Raw genomic sequence first — 26260 nt, 5'->3', positions numbered from 1 at the left:
CCGAGTGTCGCCAATCCGCCCGCCCCATACCGCTTCGTCGCTGATCGCGGCCCTATTGCTGGCGTTGTTGAGCGGGCTGCTGCTGGCGCGCCCGGCCAGCGCCGACGTTTCGTCGAACACGCCGCCGCGCCTGGCCACCATCGACTGGACCATCGCCGAGACCCTGCTGGGGCTCGGCGTGACGCCGCGGGGCATCGCCCAGACCGGCGCCTATCGCGACTGGGTCGGCGCGCCGGAGCTACCCGCCACGGTGGCCGACCTGGGGCTGCGCGCCCAACCCAATCTCGAGCTGCTCGCCGACCTGGCCCCCGAGCGCATCCTGATCTCGCCGATGTTCGCCTCGCTTGAATCGCGCCTGTCGCAGATCGCCCCGGTCTCGACGGTGGCCCTCTATGCCCGCGAGGGCCCGCTGTGGCCCAACCTGCTGGCCGCGACCCGAGAGATCGCCGAGCTGGCCGGTCGCCCGCAGGCCGCCGAGCGGCTGATCGCCGCCAGCCAGGCACGTATCGCAGCGCTGGCCGACACGTTGCCGCCGATCGAGCGGCCGCTGTTGATGGTGCAGTTCATGAACGCTCGCCATGTGCGCATCTTCGGCGAAAAGTCCCTTTACGACGCCGTGCTCGACCGGCTGGGGCTCGCCAACGCCTGGACCGGCGCCACCAACAGCTGGGGCTTCTCGCTGGTCGGCCTCGAGGCGCTGGCGGGTATCGACGCGCGCCTGGTGGTGGTCGAGCCGCTGCCGGCCGGCGTCGAAGCGGCGCTGGCCGACAGCGGCCTGTGGCGCCGCCTCGAGCCGGTACGTAACGACCGGGTGGTTACCCTGCCGCCGGTCTGGAGCTTCGGCGGGCTGCCCTCGGCGCAGCGCTTCGCCGAGCAGCTGGCCGCTGCGCTGCGCGCGGCCGAAAGGAATGCAGAGGACGACATTCCATGACAGCGACCGCCGCCCACGTCGCACGGCGCCGCCGACTCACCCCGGGGCGCGCCTGCGCCGCGTTCGCCGTGCTGACCCTGGCGCTGGCCTGGTTGGCGGTGGATGCTCAGATGGGCCTGAGCGAGGCCCTCGAGGGCTTGTTCGGCCCCGCAGACGACGCCATCGGCCAGTGGGTCGCGTACTACAGCTTCTGGCCGCGGCTGGGCATCGCCTTGCTGGCCGGCGGCGGGCTGGCATTGGCCGGGGTGCTGATGCAGCAGGTGTTGCGCAATCCGCTGGCCGCGCCGACCACGCTGGGGGTGGCCAGCGGCGCCAACCTGGCACTGCTGGCGGCGACGCTGTTCGCTCCGGGGCTGCTGATGCTGGGTCGCGAGTGGGTAGCGCTGGTCGGCGGCGGGCTGGCCATGGGGCTGGTCTTCGCGCTGGCCTGGCGGCGCGGGCTGACGCCGATGGTGGTGGTGCTCGCCGGGCTGGTGGTCAATCTCTACTTCGGCGCGCTGAGCGTGGTGCTGCTGCTGTTTAACCAGGAGGAGCTCAAGGGCCTGATGATCTGGGGCGCCGGCTCGCTTTCGCAGAACAATTGGGACGGCGTGGTGTATCTGCTGCCGCGCCTGGCGATCGCGTCGCTGCTGGCGCTGGCGCTGATCAAGCCGCTGACGATCCTCGAGCTCGACGACGCCAACGCGCGCAGCCTGGGCGTCTCGCTCAAGCAGATGCGCCTGGCCGGGCTGGGCCTGGCGGTGTTTATCACCGCCTGCGTGGTCAGCGTGGTCGGGGTGGTCGGCTTCATCGGCCTGGCCGCGCCGGCGATCGCCCGACTACTGGGCGCGCGTCGGCTGGGCGCGCGGCTGCTCTGGGCGACGCTGCTCGGCGCCTTGCTGCTGACCGCCACCGACCTGCTGCTGCAGCGCTTCTCGGGCAAGCTGCCGACGCTGATTCCCACCGGGGCGACGACCGCCGCGCTGGGCGCGCCGTTGCTGCTGTGGCTGATCCGCCGCCTGCATCTGGGCGGCCAACGCCCGCGCGTCGAGGTCGGCGAAACACCCACTGCTCACGGCACGCCGCGGCGGCTGGCTGCCATTCTCGCCGTGGCGCTGCTGCTGGCCACCGGCGTGAGCCTGCTGATCGGTCAGGGCGCCGAAGGCTGGCAGACGCCGCTTTCCAGCGGCGACTGGTCGACGCTGCCGTGGCGCTGGCCGCGGCTGCTCGCCGCCGCCGGCGCAGGGATACTGCTGGCGCTCGCCGGGACGCTGATCCAGCGGGTCACCGGCAACCCGATGGCCAGCCCCGAAGTGCTGGGTATCAGCGGCGGCACGGCAATCGGGCTGATCGTCGCGCTGCTGCTGGTCCCGGGCATCGGCTACCTGGGGTTGATCGGCGTGGGCACGCTGGCGGCACTGGTCACGCTGGTGGTGCTCGTCGCGCTCAACCGGCGCAACGGCTTCCAGCCCGAACAACTGCTGCTCACCGGAGTGGCGATCACCGCGCTGTTCGACGCCGTGCGCAGCTTCATCCTTGCCGGTGGCGATCCGCGCGGCCAGCAGATCATCGCCTGGATGTCCGGCTCGACCTACTACATCGACGCGCCGGTGGCGATCATCGTGCTGGGCTTCGCGGTGGTACTGGCCATCGCCGCCACGCCGTTCGCCCGCTGGCTCGATCTGCTACCGCTCGGCGCACCCACCGCCCAGGCGCTGGGCGTCAACGTCGCCCGCGCCCGGCTGCTGCTGCTGGGGCTGGTGGCGCTGCTTACCGCCTGCGCCACCCTGGTGGTCGGCCCGCTGTCCTTCGTCGGCCTGCTGGCCCCGCACATGGCCCGGCTGATGGGCTTCAAGCGCGCCCGCGAGCACCTGCTCGGCGCCACGCTGATCGGCGCGCTGCTGATGGTCCTGGCCGATTGGCTGGGCCGCCAGCTGCTGTTTCCCCAGGAGATCCCCGCCGGGCTGGTCGCCACGCTGCTCGGCGGCGCCTATTTCATGTGGGGGCTGCGTCGGCTCTAAGGAAACACTGCATAAATGCCTGCGCGGGCAAATCGCTGCGTTGTGCGGTGCGCGGAATCCTCACATATACCCCATATGCTCCGGTTCCTGTGCGCCGTACGCCTTGCGCTTCAATCCGCTCGCCTATTTATACAGCGTTTCCCTAGCAGCGACGCCAACCTGCCAGTGCTCGCCCCCTCCCCTTCGACTCATCATCCTGCCATCCCGCCCTCGCCAAGATATAGCGCACAAAACGTGCGCTTTTCCTTACTAAAGCGGCACATCCATGCGCCGATAATCCGTTCGGTTGCCAGGTAACCTGATTCACGGATGCCTCCCGGGCGAATGAATGCCTACTGTCGCAGCGTCCACGACGCCCTTCACTGCCAGTCGCGACAGCCCTCTCGTTAGCCACGACCATCGCCGCCGGCTTCATCTTTTCGATGGCCCGGCGCTCGAGACATCCATTCAGAGCAAATGATTCCATGCGCGCAACGATCGACTTCAAACTCCGTAGTGAATGGAACGGCGGTGCCGTCTACGAGGTGTTCATCACTAATTCGGGCAGCGACCCCATCGCCGACTATCAATTCGGCTTCGACCTGCCCGGCGCCATCACCGACATCTGGAGCGCCTCGATCATCGCCCACGCCGGCGAGCGGTATGTCGTCGGCGACAGCGGCAGCGACAGCGATATCGCCCCCGGCGAAACCGTTCGCTTCAAGTTCAAGGTCGCCACCGAGAGCGGCGAGCGCCCCGCCAACTTCACGCTCAACGGCGAGTTGCTCGGCATTGACGATGCCACTTCACCCCCGACGCCGGTCATCGAGGCCCCCGAACCGGATGCAAGCGACGACGCGCCGGTCAGCGTCCCGAGCGAATTCCAGTTCATCGACAAGGCGCTCAGCGTCGACAGCGCCATCAGCGTCGAGACCTTGCAGGCGCTGATCGACGGTGCCCCCGAGGGCGCGGTCATCCAGCTGGCCGCGGGAAACTATCGCTTCGATGATTCGCTCAGTATCGAACGCTCCGACATCGCGCTGATCGGCGCCGGTTCCGGCGCAACCCGCATCACCTTCACCGACCAGGCGCTGGCCAACGACAAGGACACCGGAATCCTGGTGGAAAGCACCGCGACCCGCTTCGCCGGTCAATTGCAGCGCGACGTCGCCGAGGGCAGCGACACCCTGACCCTGGCCAGCGGTCACGGCCTTGCGGCAGGCGATACCGTGCGCATCTGGCAGGACAACGACCCGGCCTACTTCGAGGCGATCGGCGACACCTCCTGGCAGAAGAGCGATGCGCCGCTTCGCACCAGCATGGCCAACGTCCTCGCCGTCGACGGCGACACGGTCACCCTGGATCGCGGCGTGCATTTCGATTTCGCCGGTGGCGAAGCCAAGATCGAGCAGTTCGATGCGCTGGAAAACGTCACCCTGGCGGGCTTCAGCGTCGCTTACGAGCTCGGCGAACCGGACCCCGGCCTGTTCTCCAACACGCTGTCGTCGTTCACGGATTACCAGGCGATCAAGCTCAACGGCACCGTGGCTAGCGAGCTCAGCGACATTCAGGTCATCAACGGCCCCGGTACCGCGTTCGAATTCGCCCTGGCGCTCGACCTCAAGGCCGACTCGCTGGGCGCCCACGGCAGCTTCAACAAGGGCAGCGGCGGTATCGGCTATGCCTACGAGCTGCGTGAAAGCTACGACGGCGTGCTGACCAACCTGGAAGACTCGGGCATGCGTCACAGCGTGCTGTTCGCTTCGTGGCGCTCCTCGGTGGGCAACGACATCGAAGTCAGCGCCACCGACCGCGACATCAACTTTCATGGCGGCCAGGACCACGACAACAGCGTGCGGGTCGGCCAATCGATCCGCAGCGCCGAGAACGACGCCATGTCGACCTCGCTGTGGATCAACGCCGGCGGCGAGAGCTTCGGCGCCATCACCGACATGGCGACCAACCAGGTCACTTTCGACTACCTGGTCGGCTCGCGGCGCGACGATGTCATCCAGGGCAGCGACGACGGCGTCTATCTCGATGGCGCCCTGGGCCACGACCGGCTGACCGGCGGTGCCGGCGACGATCTGCTGCGCGGCGGCGACGGCTGGGGCAACGACATCCTCGATGGCGGCGAGGGCTTCGACACCGCGCTGTTCGATCATGCCTTCGGCGACTACAAGTTCCGTGACAACGGCGACGGCAGCTGGTCCTTCGACGGGCCCGGCGACGACGACACCCTGATCGACATGGAACAGGCCCGCTTCGCCGACGGCATGCTGCTCGACCTGCGCAGCGGCGTCGTCGCGCAAGGCGAAGTAGCGACGATTCCCAGCGCCGAGGAGATTCTCGCCAACGATCCCCATGTCGAGGATCCGCAACCCAGCGTAACCTCGCGCGATGAAGACACTGTCGCCACGCTGCCGGTCGAACCGCAAGTGCCTGTCGGGCCGTCTGAGCCTGCCGCGCCGGATGCGCCCGAAGAAGCCCCGGCCCCGAGCTTCTCGGTGGAACTGGAAACCGTCAGCCGCTGGTCGAGCGGCTACGTGATGCGCGTGAACCTCACCAGCATCGCCGACACCACCGTCGACAACCCGGAAATCGCCTTCGGCCTGGATGCCGACCTGACCACGCTTTACAACGCCACGCTGCTGAACACCGAGAACGGCCGTTACACCGTCGCTTACGAGGGCGGCCGCCAGACGCTGGAGCCCGGCGAGACCCTGAGCTTCTCGTTCAAGGCCTATGCCCCGGAAAGCGCGATTCCCAAGGACCTGACCTTCAACGGCTACGCCGTCGAAATGGATCGAAGCGTCCTGCAGACCGGTGGCGAAACCGACGCCAGCAGCGATACGTCGCCAGACCTGATACTGCTGGGTGACGCAGGTGACGACCTGCTGTTTGGTCTCGGCGGCAACGACAGCCTCTCGGGCGGCAACGGCGACGGCATCACCGATATGGCCATCGAGCTGGTGGGCGGCAATGTCAACGGCGCCGACGGGTTGATCCTGTAACCGCTCAAACGCCAGCGACGGTTGAAATTGCGCATTCAGGCCCTATGTTGAGTAACAGGCGCGATGTAAAGAAATGCCAGGCGGTGTAAGGAAGTAACCGTCTCTTTTTCACGGTCGGCAACGGCCGGCTTCATGCCTCCGGCGTTTCAGCGGCGCCAGTAAGGCGCGAAGGACGAAACGTCTGGACACTCGAAAAGGACTTTGTACAAGGAGAGCCAGATCATGGATATGCACAAGCCGTTCAACAAAGCCCTGCTCGCCACGCTTGCCGCCGGCACGCTGAGTGTCGGTGGGCTGGCCTGGGGTGCGCCTCAGGGACTGTATTCCGCCGATGAATTGACCGACGCCGACGTCTACAGCAAGGACAACCCATCCGAGGATATCGGCGACGTCGAGGACGTGCTGCTCGACGAGAACATGAAGGTCAGCGGCCTGGTAATCGACACCGGCAACCTGCTCGACATGGGCAGCAAGCAGTACGTCATCCAGACCGGCAAATTCACCGTCGAAACCCAGAATGGTGACGATCTCGAGAATATCGCATATCAGGTGCGTGTCGACCTGACCGAGCAGGAAATCACTCAGCAACCCGAATATACCAATGACTGGTGGGCGCAGACCAAGCAGAACACCAGCCAGGCTTGGCAGAACACCAAGGAAACCGCACAGAGCGCCTGGGAAAGCACCAAGGCAGCCACTTCAAACGCCTTGACGGAAGCCGGTAATGCCCTGAGCGAGGCCGGTAACGAGACCGAACAGGCCGCTCAAGAGGCAAGCAACGAAACTCAGGAGGGATTCGACCAGAACAACTGATTTGCTGCCCTAATGGCGCCATAAAGCCCGGTCGATGATAAACCGGGCTTTTTTATGGTTCTTCGCGGATCAGCGTAAAACGTTTGGGCCCCGCTATTGGGAATAAACTCCCTCCCACGCAAACCAGCCTGGATGGCCCACTGGAGCATGGGGACTCCTGTGGGAGGGAACTTGTTCGCGATGATCTGGGCCGCATTTCCCGGCAAAATGCGATGAACCTCTTTTATGGCTGCTAGCAGGGCATTGTTAGCCCGATTGGCTTACCAGCGGTACTTGAGACTGCCGATCACACTGCGCGACTCGCCGTAGTAGCAGTAGTAATCGCAACCGCTGACGTACTCTTCGTCGGTGATGTTGTTGACGTTGACCTGAGCCGTCCAGTGGGCGTTGAAATCGTAGCGGGCCATGGCGTCGTACAGAGTGTAGGACGGTACGTCGCGATCGATACCGCTGCCCGGACTGGCCGCGGTTTCGCCCACATAGCGCATGCCACCGCCGACCGACAAGCCTTCGACGGCGCCGGCCGAGAAATCGTAATCCAGCCACGCCGATGCCATATGATAGGGAATGAGCGGTGCGCGCTGGTCCTGTTGGCTTTCGCTGACGTCGACGCGGGTGTCGGTGTACGTATAGGACGTGGTCAGCTTGAGATTGTCGGTCAGGTAGCCGACACCCTCAATCTCGAAGCCGGTCGAACGACGCTCGCCGATCTGCCGCTGCGGTCCGGCCTCGCTGGTGATGAGGGTGTTGTCTTCGGTCAGATCGAAGGCCGCCACCGTGACATAGCCATCAAAGCTGGCTGGAGCGTATTTCACGCCCACTTCGAACTGCTTGCCCTCGAGCGGTTCATAGGCATTGCCATCGGCATCGGAGCTCGCCAACGGCGTGAACGACTCGCTGTAGCTGGCATACGGAGACAGCCCGTTGTCTGCCAGGTACATGACCCCTGCTGACAGCGACAGTTGATTGTCGTCGTAGCTCTGACGGGTCGTGGCGGTTTCATCGCTGCTTTCCACCGAATCGTGCCGCGCACCGAGCAGGAATATCCAGTCCTCATTCAAGCGAAACTGATCCTGCACATAGAGCCCCAGCTGTTTCTTGTCGACGTCATGGTCGATGAAAGCGGCCTCGCGGACCGGCGTGTAATTGCCGTACTCGGGGTCGAACACGTCGATCGTGCCGAAGCTGAAACTGTCGCCATCGGCATAGCCGAGATCCAGATTCTGATAATCGACACCTACCAGGAAGGTATTCTCGAAGTCCGCCCCGTAAGTACGGGCGATCAGCCGATTGTCAATGGTATAGGCATCGTAGTCGCCATCACGATAGATGATCCCCCGGCCCACGTTACGCGACGTATTGGACGGAAAGGGGTAGACACTGCGCAGATCGAGATCCAGATGGCTGTAGCGAAAGTTCTGCTGGAATTCCCAGGTATCGTTGAGTCGGTGCTCCAACTCGTAACCCAACGACACCTGAGTCTGCTCGATGTTGTCGTAACCCGGCTCGCCGAGGTTGGTGTCACGATCGATCTTGCCGAACGGCGTATCGTAGAGCGTCCCGTAGGCCGGGAAGAAAGCCGTGGTGGGTACGCCCTCTTCCTTTTGCACGCTGGCCAGGAAAGTCACCGTGGTGTCTTCCGAGAAGTCGACGGCGAGACTCGGCGCGAAGTAGTAGCGTTCCTTCTCGGTGCCGTCGAGCTCGCCATCGCCGTCGCGATACAGGCCCACCATGCGATAGCGCATGTCGTCCCGCCCGGTGACCGGACCCGATACATCCACCCCGACCTGACGGTGCCCTTCGTTGCCGGCCTGAACTTCGAACTCACCGCGCGGCTCCTCGGTGGGGCGCTTGCTGATGGCGTTGATCACCCCGCCCGGAGGCGCCTCGCCATAGAGGATCGAGGCCGGCCCCTTGAGCAGTTCGACACGCTCGAGGCCGAACGGCTCGGTCATCCACCAGAAATAGCCGCCGGTGCGAAACAGCCGCAAGCCATCCTGGTATGTGGAACCTTCGGCGCTGAATCCGCGCAGGAACATCCAGTCGGCGTTGTTATCCGAGCCGTAGGGCTGCGAAACGACCCCGGAGCGGTACTGGAAGGCCTCGTCGTACTTGGTCACCGCACGCTTTTCCAGCTCGTCCTCATCGACCATCGAAGTGGTCCGCGGCGTTTCCAGCACCGGCGTGTCGACTTTAAGTGCGGTGCCCATGATGACCATGGTATCGCTGTCTTCGGCGGTCGTAGCGGCCGAGTCCTGGGCCAGCGCGGCCAGCGGCAGCGCCAGCAGCGCGCCGGACAGCGACAGACCCAGCACACGGCGGATCGTCAGCGACAAACGCAGGTCCGTCGCGGCAGGAAATGAGATGTGGGACATGGGAGCCTCGAATGATCGGATGGGCTGTTCTTGGTTGTTAACGCGCATGATAAAGATTTTTATTTAGCGTCACAACGGAACTTGGCTCATCGCGAGCTGCCCGGCCACTTTCGACTCCCCTTCAACCGATGCGCGACGCCGCATCGCGGCTCGCATGGGCGCGCTGCTCGCCGGTCAATTCGCTCAACTGGCCATCGCGCATCTCCAGCAGGCGATCGGCATGCTCGAAATAGCTGTCGTCATGGCTGATCGCGAACACCGTCAGGCCCTGGTCGCGCATCGCCGGTAACAGTTCGCGGTAGAACACTCGCCGGAAGCTCGGGTCCTGGTCGGCGGCCCATTCGTCGAGCAGCAGGATGTCGCGCGCCTCGCAGATCGCCACCAGCAGCGCCAGGCGCTTGCGCTGGCCCTGGGAGAGTTGCCGCGAGGTCACCCGCTGGTCGACGAATTCCAGCTTTTCGCGCATGTTGAGACGCTCGAGCCACGCCTCGACCAATGCCGGGTCGGCGCCGCCTCCCTGCGGCCCCATCAACTGGTCGAAAAGATAGAAGTCGGTGAACACGCTGGCGAAACGCTGGCGATAGGCTTCCCACTGCGCGCCTTCGATGGGCGTGCCGTCGACCCGGATCTCGCCCGACTGCGGGTGGTAGAGCCCGGTCAGCAGGCGCGCCAGGGTCGACTTGCCGCTGCCGTTGCCGCCGATCAGGAAGATCTGCTCGCCGCGATTCAGAGTGAAATCGAGCGGCCCGACGGCGAAGCCCGACTTGTCGCCGAGCGGGGCGTAACGAAAGCTCACGCCGCGGAATTCGATGGATTGCCAGTCGGCCGGGGCATCTTCGATGTCGAAGCCCTCGCGGTCCTCGACGAGCTGCAGCGACTCGAGCTTGTCGAACGCCACCTGGGCGCTGAGCAGGGTCGGCAGCGCGCCCACCGCCCCGATCAGCGGGGTGCGCAGGAACAGCAGCGCCAGGGCGTAGGTCGCCGCCACCGTGGTATTGGCCCAGCCCAGGCCATTGGCCAGGTAGAAAGCCACGCCGATGGCGCCGAGCATCATGATGTTGGCCCAGTTGTTGGCGCTCAGGTGGAAGGTATCGGCGCAGATGACGTGATGGCGGTAATCGCGGGAATCGGCGTCGACGTTCTCGTGGAACAGGCGGCGTGCCCGATAGCGGTTGAGCGAGAGCTCCTTGCGCCCGTCGATCACCGCCTCGTAATCCTGATAGAGCCGGTCCTCGGACTCGCGGACCAGATGCAGGTGATGATAGACCCGCGACACCAGCCACCAACCGATCAGCATGGTCACGGTGATCCACAGCGCGGTGACGGCCAGCATCGGCGCCGAGAGATACCCCAGGTAGGCGGCCGTGACGACGGTCAGCACCACACCCTGGACCAACTCGGGAAGCCGCACGAAGGCGATGGTGACGTTGCGCAGATCGCTCGACAGGCTGGCCAGCAGGTGCGCGCTGCCCAATTGTTCGAGGCGCTCAATCGGGGTGTCGAGCATGCGCTTGATCAGCCGTCCGCGCAGGTGATAGACGAACCAATGGCCCAACATGGTCAGCGCCAGCTGCGCGCCCAGCGACACCGTCAGCAGCAACGCCAGCAGGCCGATGAACCCCGGCAAGGCGGTCAGGGCGCTGGCGGTGTCGGCGATCATCCGCTGATTGATGAACGCGATCACGCCCACCCCCAGCCCGGCGCTCGCCAGGCTCAGCGCCATCACGCTGATGAACGGCCAGCGGTAATCGCGAAAGACGACGCGCAGCAACTCCATGCCAGACCCCGAACGTAGCAGTTTGGCGCCTACCTTTGGGCAAAACGCCCATGGCGTCAATGAAGCATTATCATTTGCCAAGCCATCAGACGGCGGGGATCTCACTCGGCGCTGTCGCTCGCATTTGCCGCCGAGGCTAGCGAACGCTATCGATCCGCGGCTCCCGGAACGCATCGGTAGGCACACCGAACCGATCGGATAAACCACATATCTGGCGCCAGTTCAGTGTGCGTTTGCCTGAAAGAACAGCCGACACCACCGATTGGGCCCCGACTTCCGGAAGGTCGCCCTGAGAAATATCGTGCTCCTGCATGAGGTAACGCAGCACCTCGGCACTCGAAACGCGAGGCATGGGACGATGCTCTTCGTCATAGGCTTCGATCAGGTCGCCGAGACGAGACGCCAGGCTGGCCAGCACGTGATCCTCGTCGTCACCGACAATCTCGAGAATGTCATCCAAGGCTTCGACCTTGGCGTCGTACTCGTCATCGTTTTCAGGCATCTGGAGCAAGGGCGCGACATGGCTCCAATGCTTCTTCGCTTCATCGAGCAGTGCGTTCATGGGGATTTCCTCCATCTGCCCTTGTCGTAATCGACGTGATCCAGAATTTCGTGGATGTACACCCTCTTGGCGCGATAGTGGACGATGGCGATGAGCCGAATTTTGTTGCCGCCGATGTCGAAGACGTGATAGCGGCCGACCTTATCGGTTGCCGGGAAAATGCCCTTCATCGCGGCGAAATCCTTGGGCTCGCTGGCCTTCATGATGCGATACCACGCCTCGAGCGCCGTGGCGATCCGAGGCCATTTCTCCATGGCTTCCCAGATGCGCTTCTGCGTGATGATGTGCATACAAACCTTTCCCTGTTCTGGTTCTGTGTATAGTAAAGCAGAATGCTGTATTCGTATAGCATTCTGCTATATATCGAATTGCTATGCGCTGCATTGCCTACTTGCTACTACATGCCACCAATGATCAGGCCATGCACACCCCGGTCGATCAGGGTATCGATTACCTTGCCCAGAGTATCGAGCGAGACCGTGTTGTCCGCGGCGAACGGAGTTACCACCGGCGTCCAGATACCATCGAAATTCATATAGCACCTTGTGATTGTTGGCTTAGGGTTGATCAATCGATGGTAAGAGGGAGGCCCTCCCTGGAAAAACGACATTTAATCCCAGGAAACAATGACCAGACGTTATGACCCATGTTTTATGGGAACACTCGAGACAGCGCGCCAAAACACTGTGTTTCCGGTGTCGACGTTGCACCGCAGCGTGACGACTGGCGACAATAGGCCGCTCGTCTCCCAACCAAGGACTGTGCATGCTCGCCGAACTCTTCGCGGTGATGGCCCCGGTATTCTTCGGCGCCAGCCTGGGTTATTTCTGGATACGCCTGGGCTACGACTACCCGGTCGAGTTCGTCACCAAGCTGGTCTTCAACATCGGCACGCCGGCACTGGTGCTGGCTGCGCTGGGCAACGCCGAGATCGACGCCCAGAGCTTCGGCCGGACGATGCTCGGCACGCTGCTGGTGCTCGCCGCGATGGGCCTGGCGAGCGTGCTGATGGCCAGGCTGTTGGGCAAGAACTGGAAGGTCATCGTCTCGCCGATGATGTTTCCCAACACCGGCAACATGGGCCTGCCGGTGACGCTCTACGCCTTCGGCAGCGCCGGCTTCGCCTACGCCATCACCGCGATGGTCGCGGTATCGCTGGTCCAGTTCACCTTCGGCGCGCTGCTCGCCAGCCGCAGCGGCCGCCCGCTGCGTACCCTGGCGCGCACGCCCACCGTCTACGCGATCCTGATCGCCACGGCGCTGCTGCTCACCGACACCACCCTGCCGCGCTGGCTGGCCAATACCGTGGACCTGATCTCGGGTTTCAGCGTGCCGCTGATGCTGATCACCCTCGGCGTGTCGCTGGCCAGCATCCAGGTCAAGAGCATCGCCGCCGGCTTCAAGTTCAGCCTGCTGCGGATTCCCGCCGCCGCGGCGATCGCCTACGGGGTAGCTCAGTTGCTCGGCCTGCCGCCGCTGGCGCAGAGCGTGCTGGTGCTGCAGATGAGCATGCCGGTGGCGGTCTACAACTACCTGTTCGCCCAGCGCGCCCGGCGCGAGCCGGAATTCGTCGCCGGCCTGGTGTTCTGCTCGACGCTGCTGTCGTTTCTCTACCTGCCGGTGCTGCTGGCGGTGCTGAACTGACAGCCGTCTGCCCGCCCGCGATCCACGAGACAGTCACAAAAAACCCCGGGCCATTGATGGCTCGGGGTTCTGGCGCTCCACGGCGGCCATGGGCAGCCGCTAGAGTGGATCAGTTACGCTTGAGCGCGGCTCCGAAACGCTTGTTGAAGCGCTCGACGCGGCCGCCGGTGGTCGCCTGCTTCTGCTTGCCGGTGTAGAACGGGTGGCAGTTGGAGCAGACGTCCAGATGGAAATCGTCGCTGGCCGTGGTACCGATCGAGTGGGTCGCACCACACGAGCAGGTTGCCGTGACCGTCTTGTATTCCGGATGGATACCTTGTTTCATCGTGAAGCCTCATGAAGCGGTGTGCCGCCACCCGATCCTGAATCGCTGTTCGGTCGAGCACCGCACACGGGTTGTGAGTAACCGGTTGACTTCCCTGCCTCGCCAGCAACGGCCGTAGCGCCAGCAGCGTGTCAAGATCAGGAAAGGCCGGACATTATAGCAGAACCAGCAGCGGAGGCCAATTGTCAACCACCCCCCCCGAGAGCCCGGCGCCCGGCGTGCTGGGCGTCGCCGTGCCCACACCCTTGCGCCGCCTGTTCGATTATCGTCCCTGCCAGCCGGCGCCCTCGCGGGGCTGGCAGCCGGGGCTGCGGGTGCGGGTGCCACTGGGCAAGCGCGAGGTGGTCGGCGTGGTTGTCGAATGTCGCGACACCAGCGACTTCCCGCTCGATCAGTTGAAGCCGGTGGTGGCCTGGCTGGACAGCGAACCGCTGCCCGAGGACTGGCTGTGGCTGTGCCGCTTCACCGCGCGTTACTACCAGCACTCGCTCGGCGACACCCTGCATCAGGCGATGCCGGTATTGCTGCGCCAAGGTCGGCCGCTGGAGGCGCGCATTCGCGAACGCTGGCAGCTCACCGCCAGCGGCCGCGACATCGACCTGGCCCGGCTGGGCCGCGCCCGACGCCAGGTCGAGCTGCTCGAACTGCTGCGCCAGCATCCGCGCGGCGTGGTCAGCTCGGTGATCGGCGCCCAGGGCTTCACCCGCGCCCAACTGCGTGCGCTGGCCGACAAGGGACTGATCGACTGCCACGAGGAACCGCTGACCGCCGCGCCGGCGCCCAGTCACGGCGGCCTGCTCGCCGAGCCCTCGCTGAGCCTGAACCGCGAGCAGGCCACGGCGCTGGCCGAAATGCACGAAGGCCTGGATCGCTATCATCCCTGTTTGCTGCACGGCGTCACCGGCAGCGGCAAGACCGAGGTCTATCTGCAACTGATCGAGGCGGTGGTGGCGCGCAACCGCCAGGCGCTGGTGCTGGTGCCCGAGATCGGCCTCACCCCGCAGACCCTGGCGCGCTTTCGGCGGCGTTTTCGGGTCTCGGTGGTCGCGCTGCACTCGGGGCTCAGCGATGCCGAGCGCCTCGACGCCTGGGAGGCCGCCCGCGCCGGTCGCGCGCCGATCGTCATCGGCACCCGTTCGGCGCTGTTCACGCCGCTGGCGCGCCCCGGAGCGATCATCGTCGACGAGGAGCACGACGGCTCGTTCAAGCAGCAGGACAGCCTGCGCTACCATGCCCGCGACCTGGCGATCGCCCGCGCCCATCAGCATGGCATTCCGGTCGTGCTGGGCAGCGCCACGCCGTCGCTGGAAAGCCTGCTCCAGGCGCGTGCCGGCAACTATCGCCACCTGCGGCTGACTCGCCGCCCCAGCCACCATGCGCCGGCGCGGCTCGAGCTCACCGACCTGCGCGGTCGGCCGCGCCAGGGCGGGATGATTCCGCCGACCATCGACGCCATCCGCCAGGCGCTGGCCGCCGGCAACCAGGTGCTGGTATTCATCAATCGGCGTGGCTTCGCCCCCACCCTGGCCTGCCATGCCTGCGGCTGGCTGGCCGAGTGCGACCACTGCGACGCGCGGCTGACCCTGCACCGCCAGCCGCCGCAGCTCACCTGTCACCATTGCGAACGCCAGCGCGGCCTGCCCGACGCCTGCCCCGAGTGCGGCAGCGCCGACCTGCGCCCGCTGGGCACCGGCACCGAGCGCAGCGAGGAAACCCTCGCCGCGCTGTTTCCCGAAGTGCCGGTGCATCGCATCGACCGCGACAGCACCCGGCGCAAGGACGCCCTCGAAAACACCCTCGCCGAGATCCGTCGCGGCGAACCGTGCCTGCTGGTGGGCACGCAGATGATCGCCAAGGGCCATCATCTGCCGCATGTCGCCCTGGTAGTGGTGGTGAATGCCGATGCGGGGCTCTACGCCAGCGACTTTCGCGCGCTCGAGCACAGCGCGCAGCTGCTGGTTCAGGTCGCCGGACGGGCCGGGCGTGCCGAACGTCCCGGCCGGGTGCTGGTGCAGACCCTGCACCCCGACGACCCGCATCTGCGCCTGCTCGCCGAGAGCGGCTACGACGCGCTCGCCGAGACGCTGCTCGAAGAGCGCCGGCTGGCCGCCCTGCCGCCCTACCGCTTCATGGCCCTGCTGCGCCTGGAAAGCCCGCGCGAGGCCGATGCCACGGCGCTGGCCGGCGAGGCCGCCGGCCAGCTGCGCCAATGGCTCGGCGAGCGCGCGCTCGCCGTCGACTGCCTGGGGCCGGTGCCCGCGCCGATGGAGCGCCGCCAGAATCGCTATCACGTGCAGTTGATGCTGTCGGCAGCCAAGCGCGGCCCGCTGCACGAAGCCTGCGCCTGGCTCACCGCCTGGCTGGAACGCGCGCCGGGCGCGCGCCGGGCACGCTGGGCGCTGGATGTCGACCCGCAGACGCTGGCCTAAGAGCCGTAAGCCGTAAGCCGTAAGCCGGAATGCAATCGCTTTGCCTATGTAGAATTGATCGGTACGTTCTTGCTTACAGCTTAAAGCTTCTAACTTACAGCTCCCCGCAAGGGGCTAGGGTTTAAAGCCCGGCCGCAATTGCCGATAATGGCCGCCCAAATGCTCGCACGCGAGCGACGCTTACACGCCTTCAGCGGCGCGCGACCCGCCTTCATCGCTCGCGCTCCCAGGCCACAGGACTGCACGCAAGCCACATGAAAGACACCATCATTGCACTGCTCGACGAGGCCCTGGCCACGCTCAAGCAGCAGGGCATCGTGCCCGCCGACGCCTCGCCGGCCTACAAGGTCGATCCCGCCAAGGACAAGGCCCACGGCGACTACGCCAGCAACCTGGCGATGTCCCTGGCCAAGCCGGCCGGCAAGCTGCCGCGCGACGTCGCCCAGGCGCTGATCGAGGCGCTGCCCGCAAGCGATGCCGTACGCAAGGTCGAGATCGCCGGGCCCGGCTTCATCAATTTCTTCGCCGCCACCGACGCCGTGGCCCAGGTGGTCGCGGCGGTCCTCGACAGCGGTGACAGCTTCGGGCGCAGCATGCTCGGCGCCGGTCGCAAGGTGCAGGTGGAGTTCGTCTCGGCTAACCCCACCGGCCCGCTGCACGTCGGCCACGGGCGCGGCGCGGCGGTCGGCGACTGCCTGTGCCGGCTGCTCGAGGCCAGCGGTTTTGAGGTCACCCGCGAGTTCTACTACAACGACGCCGGCGCGCAGATCAACAACCTGGCGCTGTCGGTGCAGGCCCGCGCCAAGGGTCTTACCCCCGACGACGCCGGCTGGCCCGCCGACGGCTACCGCGGCGGCTACATCGGCGACGTGGCGCACAGCTACCTGGCCGGCGAGACCGTTGACGCCGACGATCGTCACGTCACCGCCAAGGCCGACCCCGAGGATCTCGACGCGATTCGCGACTTCGCGGTGGCCTACCTGCGTCGCGAGCAGGATCTCGACCTCAAGGCCTTCGGCGTGGCCTTCGACGTCTACTTCCTCGAGTCCTCGCTGTATGCCGACGGCAAGGTCGAGGCCACCGCCGCCAAGCTGGTCGACGGCGGCCACACCTACGAGGCCGACGGCGCGCTGTGGCTGCGCACCACCGACTTCGGCGACGACAAGGACCGGGTGATGCGCAAGCAGGATGGCGGCTACACCTACTTCCTGCCCGACGTCGCCTACCATCTCGACAAGTGGCAGCGCGGTTTCGAGACGGTGATCAACGAACAGGGCGCCGATCACCACTCGACGGTGACCCGCGTGCGCGCCGGCCTGCAGGCGCTGGAAACCGGCATTCCCGAGGGCTGGCCGGATTACGTGCTGCACCAGATGGTGCTGGTCACCCGCTCCGGCGTGGAAGTCAAGCTCTCCAAGCGCGCCGGCAGCTACGTCACCCTGCGCGATCTGATCGACGAGGTCGGCCGCGACGCCACGCGTTACTTCCTCGCCGCGCGGCGCGCCGACTCGCAACTGACCTTCGACATCGACCTGGCACGCTCGCAGTCCAACGACAACCCGGTGTACTACGTGCAGTACGCCCACGCCCGGGTGTGCAGCGTGATGCGAAAGGCCGAAGCCGATGCGCGGCCGTTCGATCACGACCTGGCGCTGGCCAACCTGGCGCTGCTCGAAACCGACCAGGAGAAGGCGCTGATGAATCGCTTGGCCCGCTATCCCGAGGTCGTCGCGCACGCCGCCGCCAGCCGCGAACCGCAGCAGATCGCCCAGTATCTGCAGGATCTCGCCGCCGACTTCCATACCTGCTACAACGCCGTCAAGGTGATGGTCGACGACGCGGCGCTGCGCAACGCCCGCCTCGCGCTGGGCCTGGCCACGCGCCAGGTGCTGCGCAACGGGCTCGACCTGCTGGGCGTCAGCGCGCCCGAGGAGATGTAAGCCATGGCCCGCACCGCCGCACAAAGCTCGAGCCGCAAGCGCGCCCCGGCGAAGGGCGCCACCGCACGTCGCTCCCAGCGCAAGCAGCCCAGCGAGGGGCTGCGCGTGCCGGGCTGGCTATGGGCGCTGGCGGGCCTGGTCGCCGGCTTCGCGCTGGCCCAGTACTTCCAGCAGTCGGCGCCGCCGATGGCGACGTTGATGCCCAAGCCGGCCAGTCAGGCGCAGGCACCGTCGTCGGCCACGTCTTCGTCGTCGGGCAAGGCGCAAGCCCCGGCCCAGGACGAGGCGCGCATGCCGACCTTCGAGTTCTACACCCTGCTGCCCGAGTCCGAGGTGGTCGCACCCAAGGTCGAGGCCTATCAGTCCACGCCACGCCCCAACGACGCGGCCGACGCCGGCCAGGCCGCGCAAGCCGCTGGAGGCGGCAGCTTCATGCTGCAGGCCGCTTCGTTCAAGAACGCCGCCGACGCCAAGCGCCTTGCCGGACGCCTCAAGAACCTCGGCCTGCTGGCCAAGATCACCACGGTCCAGGCCAACGGCAACCAGACCTGGCATCGCGTCCAGGTCGGTCCCTACGAAGACACCCGCGAACTCAGCCGCGCTCAGGATCTGATGGTCACCCAGGGCATCGAACCGCTGATGATCAAGCTGCAGAACTGAAGCCGGCCGCCACCGTGGCCGAACCCGGCCGGCGGCGGATGGGGTCTTCTTTTCCGACGATCCGGCGCGCCATCGGCTCTTCCAGCGCGGGGCGATTGCCCCTTTCGCTTGATTTCCGGGCACCTCGCCCGCATCTCACGATGCATAGCCTTGTTCGAGCACTTTGATTGAACACATAGCCTTGCCGCGGCACTGCCCCGTCACGCAATGCCCCATTCGTCACCGGGCGTCACACGTCAACTCGGCGCCCCGCAACGGAGTTTCCGCCACATGACCACGATCGTTTCCGTGCGTCGCGATGGCCAGGTGGCCCTGGCCGGCGATGGCCAGGTCTCGCTGGGCGACACGGTCCTCAAGGGCAACGCCAGCAAGGTGCGCCGATTGTATCGCGGCCAGGTGCTGGCTGGTTTCGCCGGCGGCACCGCCGACGCCTTCACGCTGTTCGAGCGCTTCGAGTCGCAGCTCGAGAAATACCAGGGCCACCTCACCAAGGCCGCCGTCGAGCTGGCCAAGGACTGGCGCACCGACCGTGCCCTGCGTCGCCTCGAGGCGATGCTGGTGGTCGCCGACAAGACCGCCTCGCTGATCATCACCGGCAACGGCGACGTGGTCGAACCCGAGCGCGGCATCATCGCCATCGGCTCAGGCGGTAACTTCGCGCTGTCGGCGGCCCGCGCGCTGCTCGAGAACACTCAGCTGTCGGCCCGCGAGATCACCGAGAAGTCGCTCGACATCGCCGCCGACATCTGCGTCTACACCAACCACAATACCGTGATCGAGGAGCTCGCCTGACATGTCCCAGATGACCCCCCGCGAGATCGTCCACGCCCTCGACCAGTTCATCATCGGCCAGCACGACGCCAAGCGCGCGGTGGCGATCGCGCTGCGCAACCGCTGGCGGCGCATGCAGCTCGACGACGAGCTGCGCCCCGAGGTGACGCCCAAGAACATCCTGATGATCGGCCCCACCGGGGTCGGCAAGACCGAGATCGCCCGGCGCCTGGCCAAGCTGGCGCGCGCGCCGTTCATCAAGATCGAGGCGACCAAGTTCACCGAGGTCGGCTACGTCGGCCGCGACGTCGAGTCGATCATCCGCGACCTGGTCGAGATGGCGATCAAGATGGTTCGCGAGCAGGCCAAGCAAGAGGTCGCCCACAAGGCCGCCGACGCCGCCGAGGATCGTATCCTCGACGCGCTGCTGCCGCGCCCGCGGGGCAGCGAGTACGACCACGCCCGCGACGAGTCGTCGACCCGCCAGACGTTTCGCAAGAAGCTCCGCGAAGGCCAGCTCGACGACAAGCAGATCGATATCGAGATCACCCCCCAGGGCGGCGGCTTCGATATCAGCACCCCGCCGGGCATGGAGGAGATGACCAACCAGCTGCAGAACCTGTTCTCGAGCATGAGCAAGCAGAAGCCCGAGTCCAAGCGGGTCACCGTCAAGGAGGCCTGGCCGCTGCTGCGCGACGAGGAAGCCGCCAAGCTGGTCAACGACGAGGAGATCAAGCGCCGCGCCGTCGAGGCCGTCGAGCAGCACGGCATCGTGTTCCTCGACGAGATCGACAAGGTCGCCAGGGGCGGCGGCAACCAGAGCGGCGCCGACGTCTCCCGCGAGGGCGTGCAGCGCGACCTGCTGCCGCTGATCGAGGGCTCGACGGTGTCGACCAAGCACGGCATGATCAAGACCGATCACATCCTGTTCATCGCTTCGGGCGCGTTCCACCTGTCCAAGCCGTCGGACCTGATTCCCGAGCTGCAGGGTCGGCTGCCGATCCGCGTCGAGCTCTCGGCGCTGAGCCCCAACGATTTCAAGCGCATCCTCACCGAGCCCTCGGCGTCGCTGACCCGCCAGTACCAGGCGCTGATGGCCACCGAGGGGCTTGAGATCCAATTCACCGAGGACGGCATCGCGCGGATCGCCGAGATCGCCTGGCAGGTCAACGAGGGCACCGAGAACATCGGCGCGCGGCGCCTGCATACGGTAATGGAGCGCCTGCTCGAGGAAGCCTCGTTCAAGGGCGGCGATTTGCAAGGCCCGCTGACCATCGACGCCGCCTACGTCGATTCCCAGCTCGGCGACTTGGCCAAGGACGAGGACCTGTCGCGGTATATCCTCTGACGAGAAGCTGTAAGCTTTAAGCTGCAAGAGCGCCGCTTCGCGGCTGGAAGAGAAGAGCAACCCAGAATGGTGTTCTTCTCTTTCATTTGCATCTCTACCTGGCCCAGCCCAAAACTTACAGCTTATAGCTTATAGCTTATAGCTAGGAGTTTTCTTATGACCGCCCCGATCCCCACCCGCGTGCATTATCATCAGCAGGCCCGCGAACTCGAGCTCGGCTACGCCGACGGCCAAAGCTACCGGCTCTCGGCCGAGTACCTGCGCGTGTACTCGCCCTCCGCCGAGGTCCGCGGCCACGGCCCGGACACCGCCAAGTTGCAGACCGGCCAGAAATTCGTCGGCCTGAAGAACATCACCCAGACCGGGCGCTACGCGCTCAAGCTGCATTTCGACGACGGCCACGACACGGGGCTGTACAGCTGGGACTATCTCTACGACCTGGCGGTCAACCAGGACGCCTACTGGGCGGACTATCTCAAGCAACTCGCGGACGCCGGCGCCTCGCGCGAGCCGCTGGGCATTCCGCTCAAGCCGGTATAGCCTCGGCGCCGTACCCAGAGCCACGCACAGACAAGCCGGCCGGGCGGCGCTACAATGGCGGCCACATCGCCCCGCCTCGATCCGTCACGGCCATTTTCGCGCCGTGCCCGACCGGGTATCGTCGGGGCCTGCGAGTAGCTCGCCGGCATATATGAAGGGATGCTCATGAACAAGCGCACGACTCACTTCGGCTACCAGGAAGTTCCGGTCGACGAGAAGGCCGCCCGGGTGGCCGATGTCTTCCATTCGGTGGCCAGCCGCTACGACCTGATGAACGATCTGATGTCGATGGGCATCCATCGACTCTGGAAGCGCCTGACGCTGGAACGCTCGGGGGTGCGCCGCGGTCACCATGTACTGGATATCGCCGGCGGCACTGGCGACCTGACGCTCAAGTTCGCCCAGCGCGTCGGCCCCGCCGGGCGCGTGGTGCTCGCCGACATCAACGCCTCGATGCTGCGCGTCGGCCGCGACAAGCTGCTCGACCAGGGCGTCGGCGGCAACGTCGAATACGTCCAGGCCAACGCCGAGTGCCTGCCGTTTCCCGACAACAGCTTCGACTGCATCACCATCGCCTTCGGCCTGCGCAACGTCACCGACAAGGATGCCGCGCTGGCCTCGATGGCCCGCGTGCTCAAGCCCGGCGGCCGGCTGCTGGTACTGGAATTCTCCAAGCCGGTGCACGGCGCGCTGTCGCGGGTCTACGACGAATACTCCTTCCGCCTGCTGCCCAAGATCGGCGAGTGGGTCGCCCACGACGCCGACAGCTACCGCTACCTGGCCGAGTCGATCCGCATGCACCCCGACCAGGAAACCCTCAAGGCGATGATGGAGCGGGCCGGCCTCGAGCGGGTCGAGTACAGCAACCTGACCGGCGGCATCGTCGCCCTCCACCGCGGCATCAAGCTGTGAGGATTCGATGGCGTTGACTCCCCCCCTGTTGCTGGCCGCCGCCGAACGAACCCTGAATGCCCTGCTTGCCCGCGACCCCGCCGCGCCCAGCCGGCTGCGTCAGCTGGCCGGCAAGCGCCTGCTGCTGCGCCTCGAACGCCCACGACTGGCGGTGCTGGTCGGCTTCCACGAGCGGGGCCTGGACCTGGCGCAGGCCCCCGACGCCGAAGAAAGCGACGCCGACGCGCTACTCGAGATCGACAACGAGGCGTTGAGCGCGCTGCTCGCCGGCGAGTCGCTGGAGCGGCTGATGTTCTCGGGCCGCTTGTCGCTGCGTGGCCAGACCCACCTGCTCGAGGCTACCCGCACGCTGCTGATGGATATCGACCTCGACTGGGAGGCCAGCCTCGCCGAGTGGCTGGGCGACGTGCCGGCCAACGCGCTGGCCGAGGGCCTGCGGCGCTTCGCCGAATTCGGCCTGCGCAGCCAGCGTGAACTGCGCGCCGACCTTGCCGACTACGTCTTCGAGGAGGCGCGGCTGCTCCCCGGTCAGGCCCAGCGCGAGGTACTGCGCGATCACCTGACCGAGCTCGAGATCGCCACCGACCGTCTGGAAGCGCGCTTCGCCCGCCTCGAGCGCAAGCTCGCCGCACGCCGGGAGCGCGCCACGTGAACCTGCGACTGCTGCGCATTCTATGGATCGTCGCCCGCTATCGTCTCGACACGCTGGTGCCGCTGGATCGACTGCCGGCACTCTTGCGCCTGGCCTTCCGGCTGTCGCCGCTGCGCCTGTTGCCGGTCGGCCGCCACTCGCGCGGGCTGCGTCTGCGCCTGGCCCTGGAGGCGCTGGGGCCGATCTTCGTCAAGTTCGGCCAGATGCTCTCGACCCGGCGCGACCTGCTGCCGCCGGACATCGCCGACGACCTTCGCAGCTTGCAGGACCAGGTGCCGCCGTTCCCCGGCGACCAGGCGCAGGCGTTGATCGAGGAGGCGCTCGAGTGCTCCATCGACGCCGCCTTCGCGCGCTTCGACACGACACCCATGGCCTCGGCCTCGGTGGCCCAGGTCCACGCCGCCCGGCTGCACAGCGGCGAGGAGGTGGTGGTCAAGGTCATCCGTCCGGGAATCGACCGCGTGATGCGTCAGGACATCGCCCTGATGTACATCCTGGCGCGGCTGATACGGCTGGTCCCCGAGGCGCGCCGGCTGCGCCCGGTGGAAGTGATCGCCGACTACGAGGCGACGCTGTTCGACGAGCTCGACCTGCACAAGGAGGCCGCCAACACCTCGCAGCTCAAGCGCAACTTCAAGAATTCGCCACTGCTCTACGTGCCGTCCATCCATTGGCCGCTGACCCGCCGCCAAGTGCTGGTCCAGGAGCGCATCTACGGCATTCCGGTGGCCGACATGGTCAGCCTCGAGGCCCAGGGCACCGACCTGCGCAAGCTCGCCGAGCGCGGCGTGGAAATCTTCTTCACCCAGGTGTTTCGCGACAACTTCTTTCACGCCGACATGCACCCGGGCAACATCTTCGTCACCCGCGACAAGCCCGACGACCCGCAGTACATCGCCATCGACTGCGGCATCGTCGGCAGCCTGACCCGCGAGGACCAGGACTACCTGGCGCGCAACCTGCTGGCCTTCTTCCACCAGGATTATTACCAAGTGGCGGCGCTGCACATCGAGTCCGGCTGGGTCGGCGAAGGCACCCGCGCCAACGAGTTCGCCGCGGCGATCCGCGCGGTATGCGAGCCGATCCTCGAGAAGCCGCTCAAGGACATCTCCTTCGGCCAGGTGCTGCTGGGGCTGTTCCAGACCGCGCGACGCTTCAACATGGAGGTTCAGCCGCAGCTGGTGCTGTTGCAGAAGACACTGCTCAACATCGAGGGCCTGGGCCGCCAGCTGTATCCCGACCTGGACCTGTGGAAGACCGCCAAGCCCTATCTCGAGCGCTGGATGCAGGAGCGCGCCGGACCGCGCGGCTTCTGGGCCTCGTTCAAGAAACAGGCGCCGGAGCTCAGCCATCAGTTGCCCGAGTTGCCGGTACTCGCCCATCAGGCCTTGTTGCAGGTCGAATCCGAGCGCCGCCAGCGCCATCAGCAGGTCGAGACGCTGCAGCACATCGACCGCCACCTGGCGCGCGCCGGGCGCAGCACCCGGCGGCTGCGCCTGGGGGCGCTGGCACTGGCGCTGGCGCTGGCCTGGCAGCCGCTCTGGCAGTGGGCCGAGCAACAACCGTGGCCGGTGCTCGCCGGCGCCGCGCTGGGCGTGATGCTGCTCGCCTGGCGCTGAAGCGCTCCCGGCAAGCGGCGCTCTTACAAGCCTCCAGGCGCCTTGCGTTTACGATTCCCCCACTCAGGACTGTCATCGATGAGCGATACTCTCAAACAGCTCGCCGACGTGCTCGATCAACGCCGCCACGCCGATCCCGATTCCTCGTACGTGGCCTCGCTGCACCACAAGGGCCTCAACAAGATTCTCGAGAAAGTCGGCGAGGAAGCCACCGAGGCGATCATCGCCGCCAAGGATGCGACCAATGGCGGCGCCGACGAACGTCAGGCACTGGTCGCCGAAACCGCCGACCTGTGGTTTCATAGCCTGGTGATGCTGTCGCATCTGGGCATCGATTCGCAGGCGGTGCTCGACGAGCTGGCGGGGCGCTTCGGCATCTCCGGGCTCGACGAGAAAGCCGCCCGCGACACGCAATGAGCGAGGGTCCGCCGACCCCAGAGGAGAAAGTCATGTTAGGTGGCATCAGTATCTGGCAGTTGCTGATCGTTCTCGGCATCATCATTCTGATCTTCGGCACCAAGAAACTGCGCAATGTCGGCACCGACATCGGCGGCGCCGTCAAGGGTTTCAAGAGCGCCATGAACGAAGAGGACAAGGACAAGAAGGACGACGCCAGCCAGCGTCAGGTCCGCCACGACGACGAAGGCCAGACCTTCGACGCCAGGGCCGAGCAGCGCGACACGGCCGAGCAAGAACGCAAAGAGCCGAAGTAAGCCGCCATGTTCGATGTGGGTTTTCTCGAGCTGATGCTGATCGGCGTGGTCGGCCTGCTGGTGCTGGGCCCCGAGCGCCTGCCCAAGGCGGCGCGCACCGCCGGGCTGTGGATCGGCAAGGCCAAGCGCACCGTGGCCAACATGCAACGCGAGATCAACGCCCAGCTCGAGGCCGAGGAGCTGCGCCAGAAACTCAGCGAGCAGGAAAAGAAGTTCAACGCCGGCCTGGGCAAGGCGCGTCGCGAGCTCGAAGGCAGCGGCGAGCCGCGACGCCATGACGAGGATCGCGCCGAGCCCGACGAGGCAAGCCAGCAGGCCGCCCACGAACCCGTCGAGCCGGCCACGACGCCGGTCGATCCGACACCGACCGCCGCCGACAAGGACGCCACGCCGCGATGAGCGACTCCCCTCACTCGTCTGATGACCAGGGCTCGGATCCCTCCCAGGCCCAGGCGCCGCTGATCGAGCACCTGATCGAGCTGCGCTCGCGGCTGATGCGCGCGGTGATCGCCATCCTGGTGATCTTCGCCGCGCTCTACGCGTTTTCCAACGACATCTACACCTTCGTCGCCGATCCGCTGATGGCGCTGCTGCCGGAAGGCTCGCAGATGATCGCCACCGAGGTCGCCTCGCCGTTCCTGGCGCCTTTCAAGCTGACCCTGGTGGTGGCGGTGTTCATCGCCGTGCCGTTCGTGCTGCACCAGGCCTGGGCGTTCATCGCCCCCGGCCTCTACGCGCACGAGAAGCACCTGGCGGTGCCCCTGATAGCCTCGAGCGTACTGCTGTTCTACGGCGGCGCGGCGTTCGCCTACTATGTGGTCTTTCCGCTGCTGTTCAACTTCTTCGTGCACACCGGGCCGCAGGACGTCGCGGTGATGACCGACATCAACCAGTATCTGAATTTCGTGCTCAAGCTGTTCTTCGCCTTCGGCGTGGCCTTCGAGATTCCCATTGCCACCTTCCTGCTGATCTGGACCGGGGCGACCAGCGTCGGGAGCCTGGTCAGGAAACGCCCCTACGTGATCCTCGGCTGCTTCGTGGTGGGCATGCTGATGACCCCGCCCGATGTCGTCTCGCAGACCTTGCTGGCGGTGCCGATGTGGCTGCTCTACGAGGTCGGCATCGTCGCCGGAAGCCTGTTGCAGCGTCGCCGTGGCGCCGATGCGGAAGAGCCCGACGGCGCCGACTAGCCCGGAAGGCGGCCGGCAACGCCACCCGAACGCCGCTCTCCTGCTGAATGCCGACGTCTTGCCGTG

Annotated in this window: 24 protein-coding genes; 18 read left to right on the top strand and 6 right to left on the bottom strand. The window is 65.9% G+C overall.

What is annotated here, in order from left to right; genetic code table 11:
• Window positions 1-4 precede the first annotated feature (4 nt).
• The 4 genes from K7I12_RS02630 to K7I12_RS02615 all read left to right on the top strand — a co-directional run bounded on the left by K7I12_RS02630 (window position 5) and on the right by K7I12_RS02615 (window position 6737).
• Window positions 5-931, top strand: coding sequence for an iron-siderophore ABC transporter substrate-binding protein (locus K7I12_RS02630; RefSeq protein ID WP_231662915.1), 927 nt, complete (start codon window positions 5-7; stop codon window positions 929-931).
• Entirely contained in the window at window positions 928-2931 is a 2004-nt protein-coding gene (gene fhuB, locus K7I12_RS02625; RefSeq protein WP_231662914.1) for a Fe(3+)-hydroxamate ABC transporter permease FhuB, read from the top strand. The genes K7I12_RS02630 and fhuB overlap by 4 nt, the downstream gene beginning before the upstream one ends.
• A gap of 464 nt (window positions 2932-3395) precedes the next feature.
• Entirely contained in the window at window positions 3396-5924 is a 2529-nt protein-coding gene (locus K7I12_RS02620; protein ID WP_051907521.1) for a cellulose binding domain-containing protein, read from the top strand.
• A gap of 222 nt (window positions 5925-6146) precedes the next feature.
• Window positions 6147-6737 carry a PRC-barrel domain-containing protein gene (locus K7I12_RS02615; protein ID WP_031384614.1) on the top strand — a complete coding sequence of 197 codons (591 nt, stop codon included), beginning with the start codon at window positions 6147-6149 and terminating at the stop codon, window positions 6735-6737.
• Between the two features lie 260 nt (window positions 6738-6997).
• Here K7I12_RS02615 and K7I12_RS02610 read toward each other — a convergent pair whose 3' ends face one another.
• The 5 genes from K7I12_RS02610 to K7I12_RS02590 all read right to left on the bottom strand — a co-directional run bounded on the left by K7I12_RS02610 (window position 6998) and on the right by K7I12_RS02590 (window position 11986).
• A complete protein-coding gene (locus K7I12_RS02610; protein WP_231662913.1) occupies window positions 6998-9112 on the bottom strand; it encodes a TonB-dependent siderophore receptor in 2115 nt (704 codons plus the stop codon).
• Window positions 9113-9233: 121 nt separating this feature from the next.
• Window positions 9234-10889, bottom strand: coding sequence for a multidrug ABC transporter permease/ATP-binding protein (locus tag K7I12_RS02605; protein ID WP_231662912.1), 1656 nt, complete (start codon window positions 10887-10889; stop codon window positions 9234-9236).
• Between the two features lie 136 nt (window positions 10890-11025).
• Window positions 11026-11451, bottom strand: a complete 426-nt coding sequence (locus K7I12_RS02600; RefSeq protein ID WP_031384617.1) for a helix-turn-helix domain-containing protein — start codon at window positions 11449-11451, stop codon at window positions 11026-11028.
• A complete protein-coding gene (locus tag K7I12_RS02595; protein ID WP_031384618.1) occupies window positions 11448-11741 on the bottom strand; it encodes a type II toxin-antitoxin system HigB family toxin in 294 nt (97 codons plus the stop codon). The genes K7I12_RS02600 and K7I12_RS02595 overlap by 4 nt, the downstream gene beginning before the upstream one ends.
• A gap of 107 nt (window positions 11742-11848) precedes the next feature.
• Window positions 11849-11986 (bottom strand): dihydrodipicolinate synthase family protein, encoded by a 138-nt coding sequence (locus K7I12_RS02590; RefSeq protein ID WP_150113117.1) that lies wholly within the window; start codon window positions 11984-11986, stop codon window positions 11849-11851.
• Between the two features lie 230 nt (window positions 11987-12216).
• Here K7I12_RS02590 and K7I12_RS02585 point away from each other — a divergent pair, with 230 nt between their 5' ends.
• Window positions 12217-13095: an AEC family transporter gene (locus K7I12_RS02585; protein ID WP_031384619.1), complete on the top strand. Its 879-nt coding sequence runs from the start codon at window positions 12217-12219 to the stop codon at window positions 13093-13095.
• A gap of 109 nt (window positions 13096-13204) precedes the next feature.
• Here the strand turns inward: K7I12_RS02585 and rpmE are convergent, their stop codons facing one another.
• Window positions 13205-13420 (bottom strand): 50S ribosomal protein L31, encoded by a 216-nt coding sequence (rpmE, locus tag K7I12_RS02580; RefSeq protein ID WP_031384620.1) that lies wholly within the window; start codon window positions 13418-13420, stop codon window positions 13205-13207.
• Between the two features lie 182 nt (window positions 13421-13602).
• Between rpmE and K7I12_RS02575 the strand changes: the two genes are divergently transcribed.
• The 13 genes from K7I12_RS02575 (at window position 13603) to tatC (ending at window position 26194) form a co-directional block, all read left to right on the top strand.
• The gene (locus tag K7I12_RS02575) at window positions 13603-15849 is read left to right on the top strand and encodes a primosomal protein N' (RefSeq protein ID WP_231662911.1); all 2247 of its coding nucleotides are present in this window, start codon (window positions 13603-13605) and stop codon (window positions 15847-15849) included.
• A gap of 254 nt (window positions 15850-16103) precedes the next feature.
• Window positions 16104-17789, top strand: coding sequence for an arginine--tRNA ligase (gene argS, locus K7I12_RS02570; RefSeq protein WP_231662910.1), 1686 nt, complete (start codon window positions 16104-16106; stop codon window positions 17787-17789).
• 3 nt (window positions 17790-17792) lie between these two features.
• Window positions 17793-18449 (top strand): SPOR domain-containing protein, encoded by a 657-nt coding sequence (locus K7I12_RS02565; protein ID WP_031384622.1) that lies wholly within the window; start codon window positions 17793-17795, stop codon window positions 18447-18449.
• Between the two features lie 270 nt (window positions 18450-18719).
• The gene (hslV, locus tag K7I12_RS02560; protein ID WP_031384623.1) at window positions 18720-19241 is read left to right on the top strand and encodes an ATP-dependent protease subunit HslV; all 522 of its coding nucleotides are present in this window, start codon (window positions 18720-18722) and stop codon (window positions 19239-19241) included.
• A gap of 1 nt (window position 19242) precedes the next feature.
• Window positions 19243-20568 carry an ATP-dependent protease ATPase subunit HslU gene (gene hslU, locus K7I12_RS02555; RefSeq protein WP_031384624.1) on the top strand — a complete coding sequence of 442 codons (1326 nt, stop codon included), beginning with the start codon at window positions 19243-19245 and terminating at the stop codon, window positions 20566-20568.
• 156 nt (window positions 20569-20724) lie between these two features.
• A complete protein-coding gene (locus K7I12_RS02550; protein ID WP_031384625.1) occupies window positions 20725-21108 on the top strand; it encodes a gamma-butyrobetaine hydroxylase-like domain-containing protein in 384 nt (127 codons plus the stop codon).
• Between the two features lie 165 nt (window positions 21109-21273).
• On the top strand, window positions 21274-22020 hold the full coding sequence (ubiE, locus tag K7I12_RS02545; RefSeq protein ID WP_031384626.1) for a bifunctional demethylmenaquinone methyltransferase/2-methoxy-6-polyprenyl-1,4-benzoquinol methylase UbiE: 747 nt from the start codon (window positions 21274-21276) through the stop codon (window positions 22018-22020).
• 7 nt (window positions 22021-22027) lie between these two features.
• Window positions 22028-22672, top strand: a complete 645-nt coding sequence (locus K7I12_RS02540) for a ubiquinone biosynthesis accessory factor UbiJ (protein ID WP_031384627.1) — start codon at window positions 22028-22030, stop codon at window positions 22670-22672.
• Complete coding sequence (gene ubiB, locus K7I12_RS02535) at window positions 22669-24291, top strand: ubiquinone biosynthesis regulatory protein kinase UbiB (protein WP_031384628.1); 1623 nt, start codon at window positions 22669-22671, stop codon at window positions 24289-24291. The genes K7I12_RS02540 and ubiB overlap by 4 nt, the downstream gene beginning before the upstream one ends.
• Window positions 24292-24369: 78 nt before the next feature.
• On the top strand, window positions 24370-24708 hold the full coding sequence (locus K7I12_RS02530) for a phosphoribosyl-ATP diphosphatase (protein WP_031384629.1): 339 nt from the start codon (window positions 24370-24372) through the stop codon (window positions 24706-24708).
• A 32-nt stretch (window positions 24709-24740) separates the two neighbouring features.
• Window positions 24741-25004, top strand: a complete 264-nt coding sequence (tatA, locus tag K7I12_RS02525) for a Sec-independent protein translocase subunit TatA (RefSeq protein ID WP_031384630.1) — start codon at window positions 24741-24743, stop codon at window positions 25002-25004.
• 6 nt (window positions 25005-25010) lie between these two features.
• Window positions 25011-25403, top strand: a complete 393-nt coding sequence (gene tatB / locus K7I12_RS02520; RefSeq protein WP_031384631.1) for a Sec-independent protein translocase protein TatB — start codon at window positions 25011-25013, stop codon at window positions 25401-25403.
• Entirely contained in the window at window positions 25400-26194 is a 795-nt protein-coding gene (tatC, locus tag K7I12_RS02515) for a twin-arginine translocase subunit TatC (protein ID WP_031384632.1), read from the top strand. The genes tatB and tatC overlap by 4 nt, the downstream gene beginning before the upstream one ends.
• Window positions 26195-26260: the final 66 nt, after the last annotated feature.

Origin of the sequence: Halomonas sp. IOP_31 (assembly GCF_021151495.1) — a bacterium.
Lineage (GTDB): Bacteria > Pseudomonadota > Gammaproteobacteria > Pseudomonadales > Halomonadaceae > Modicisalibacter > Modicisalibacter zincidurans.
This window is presented reverse-complemented; position numbering and strand designations above follow the sequence as displayed.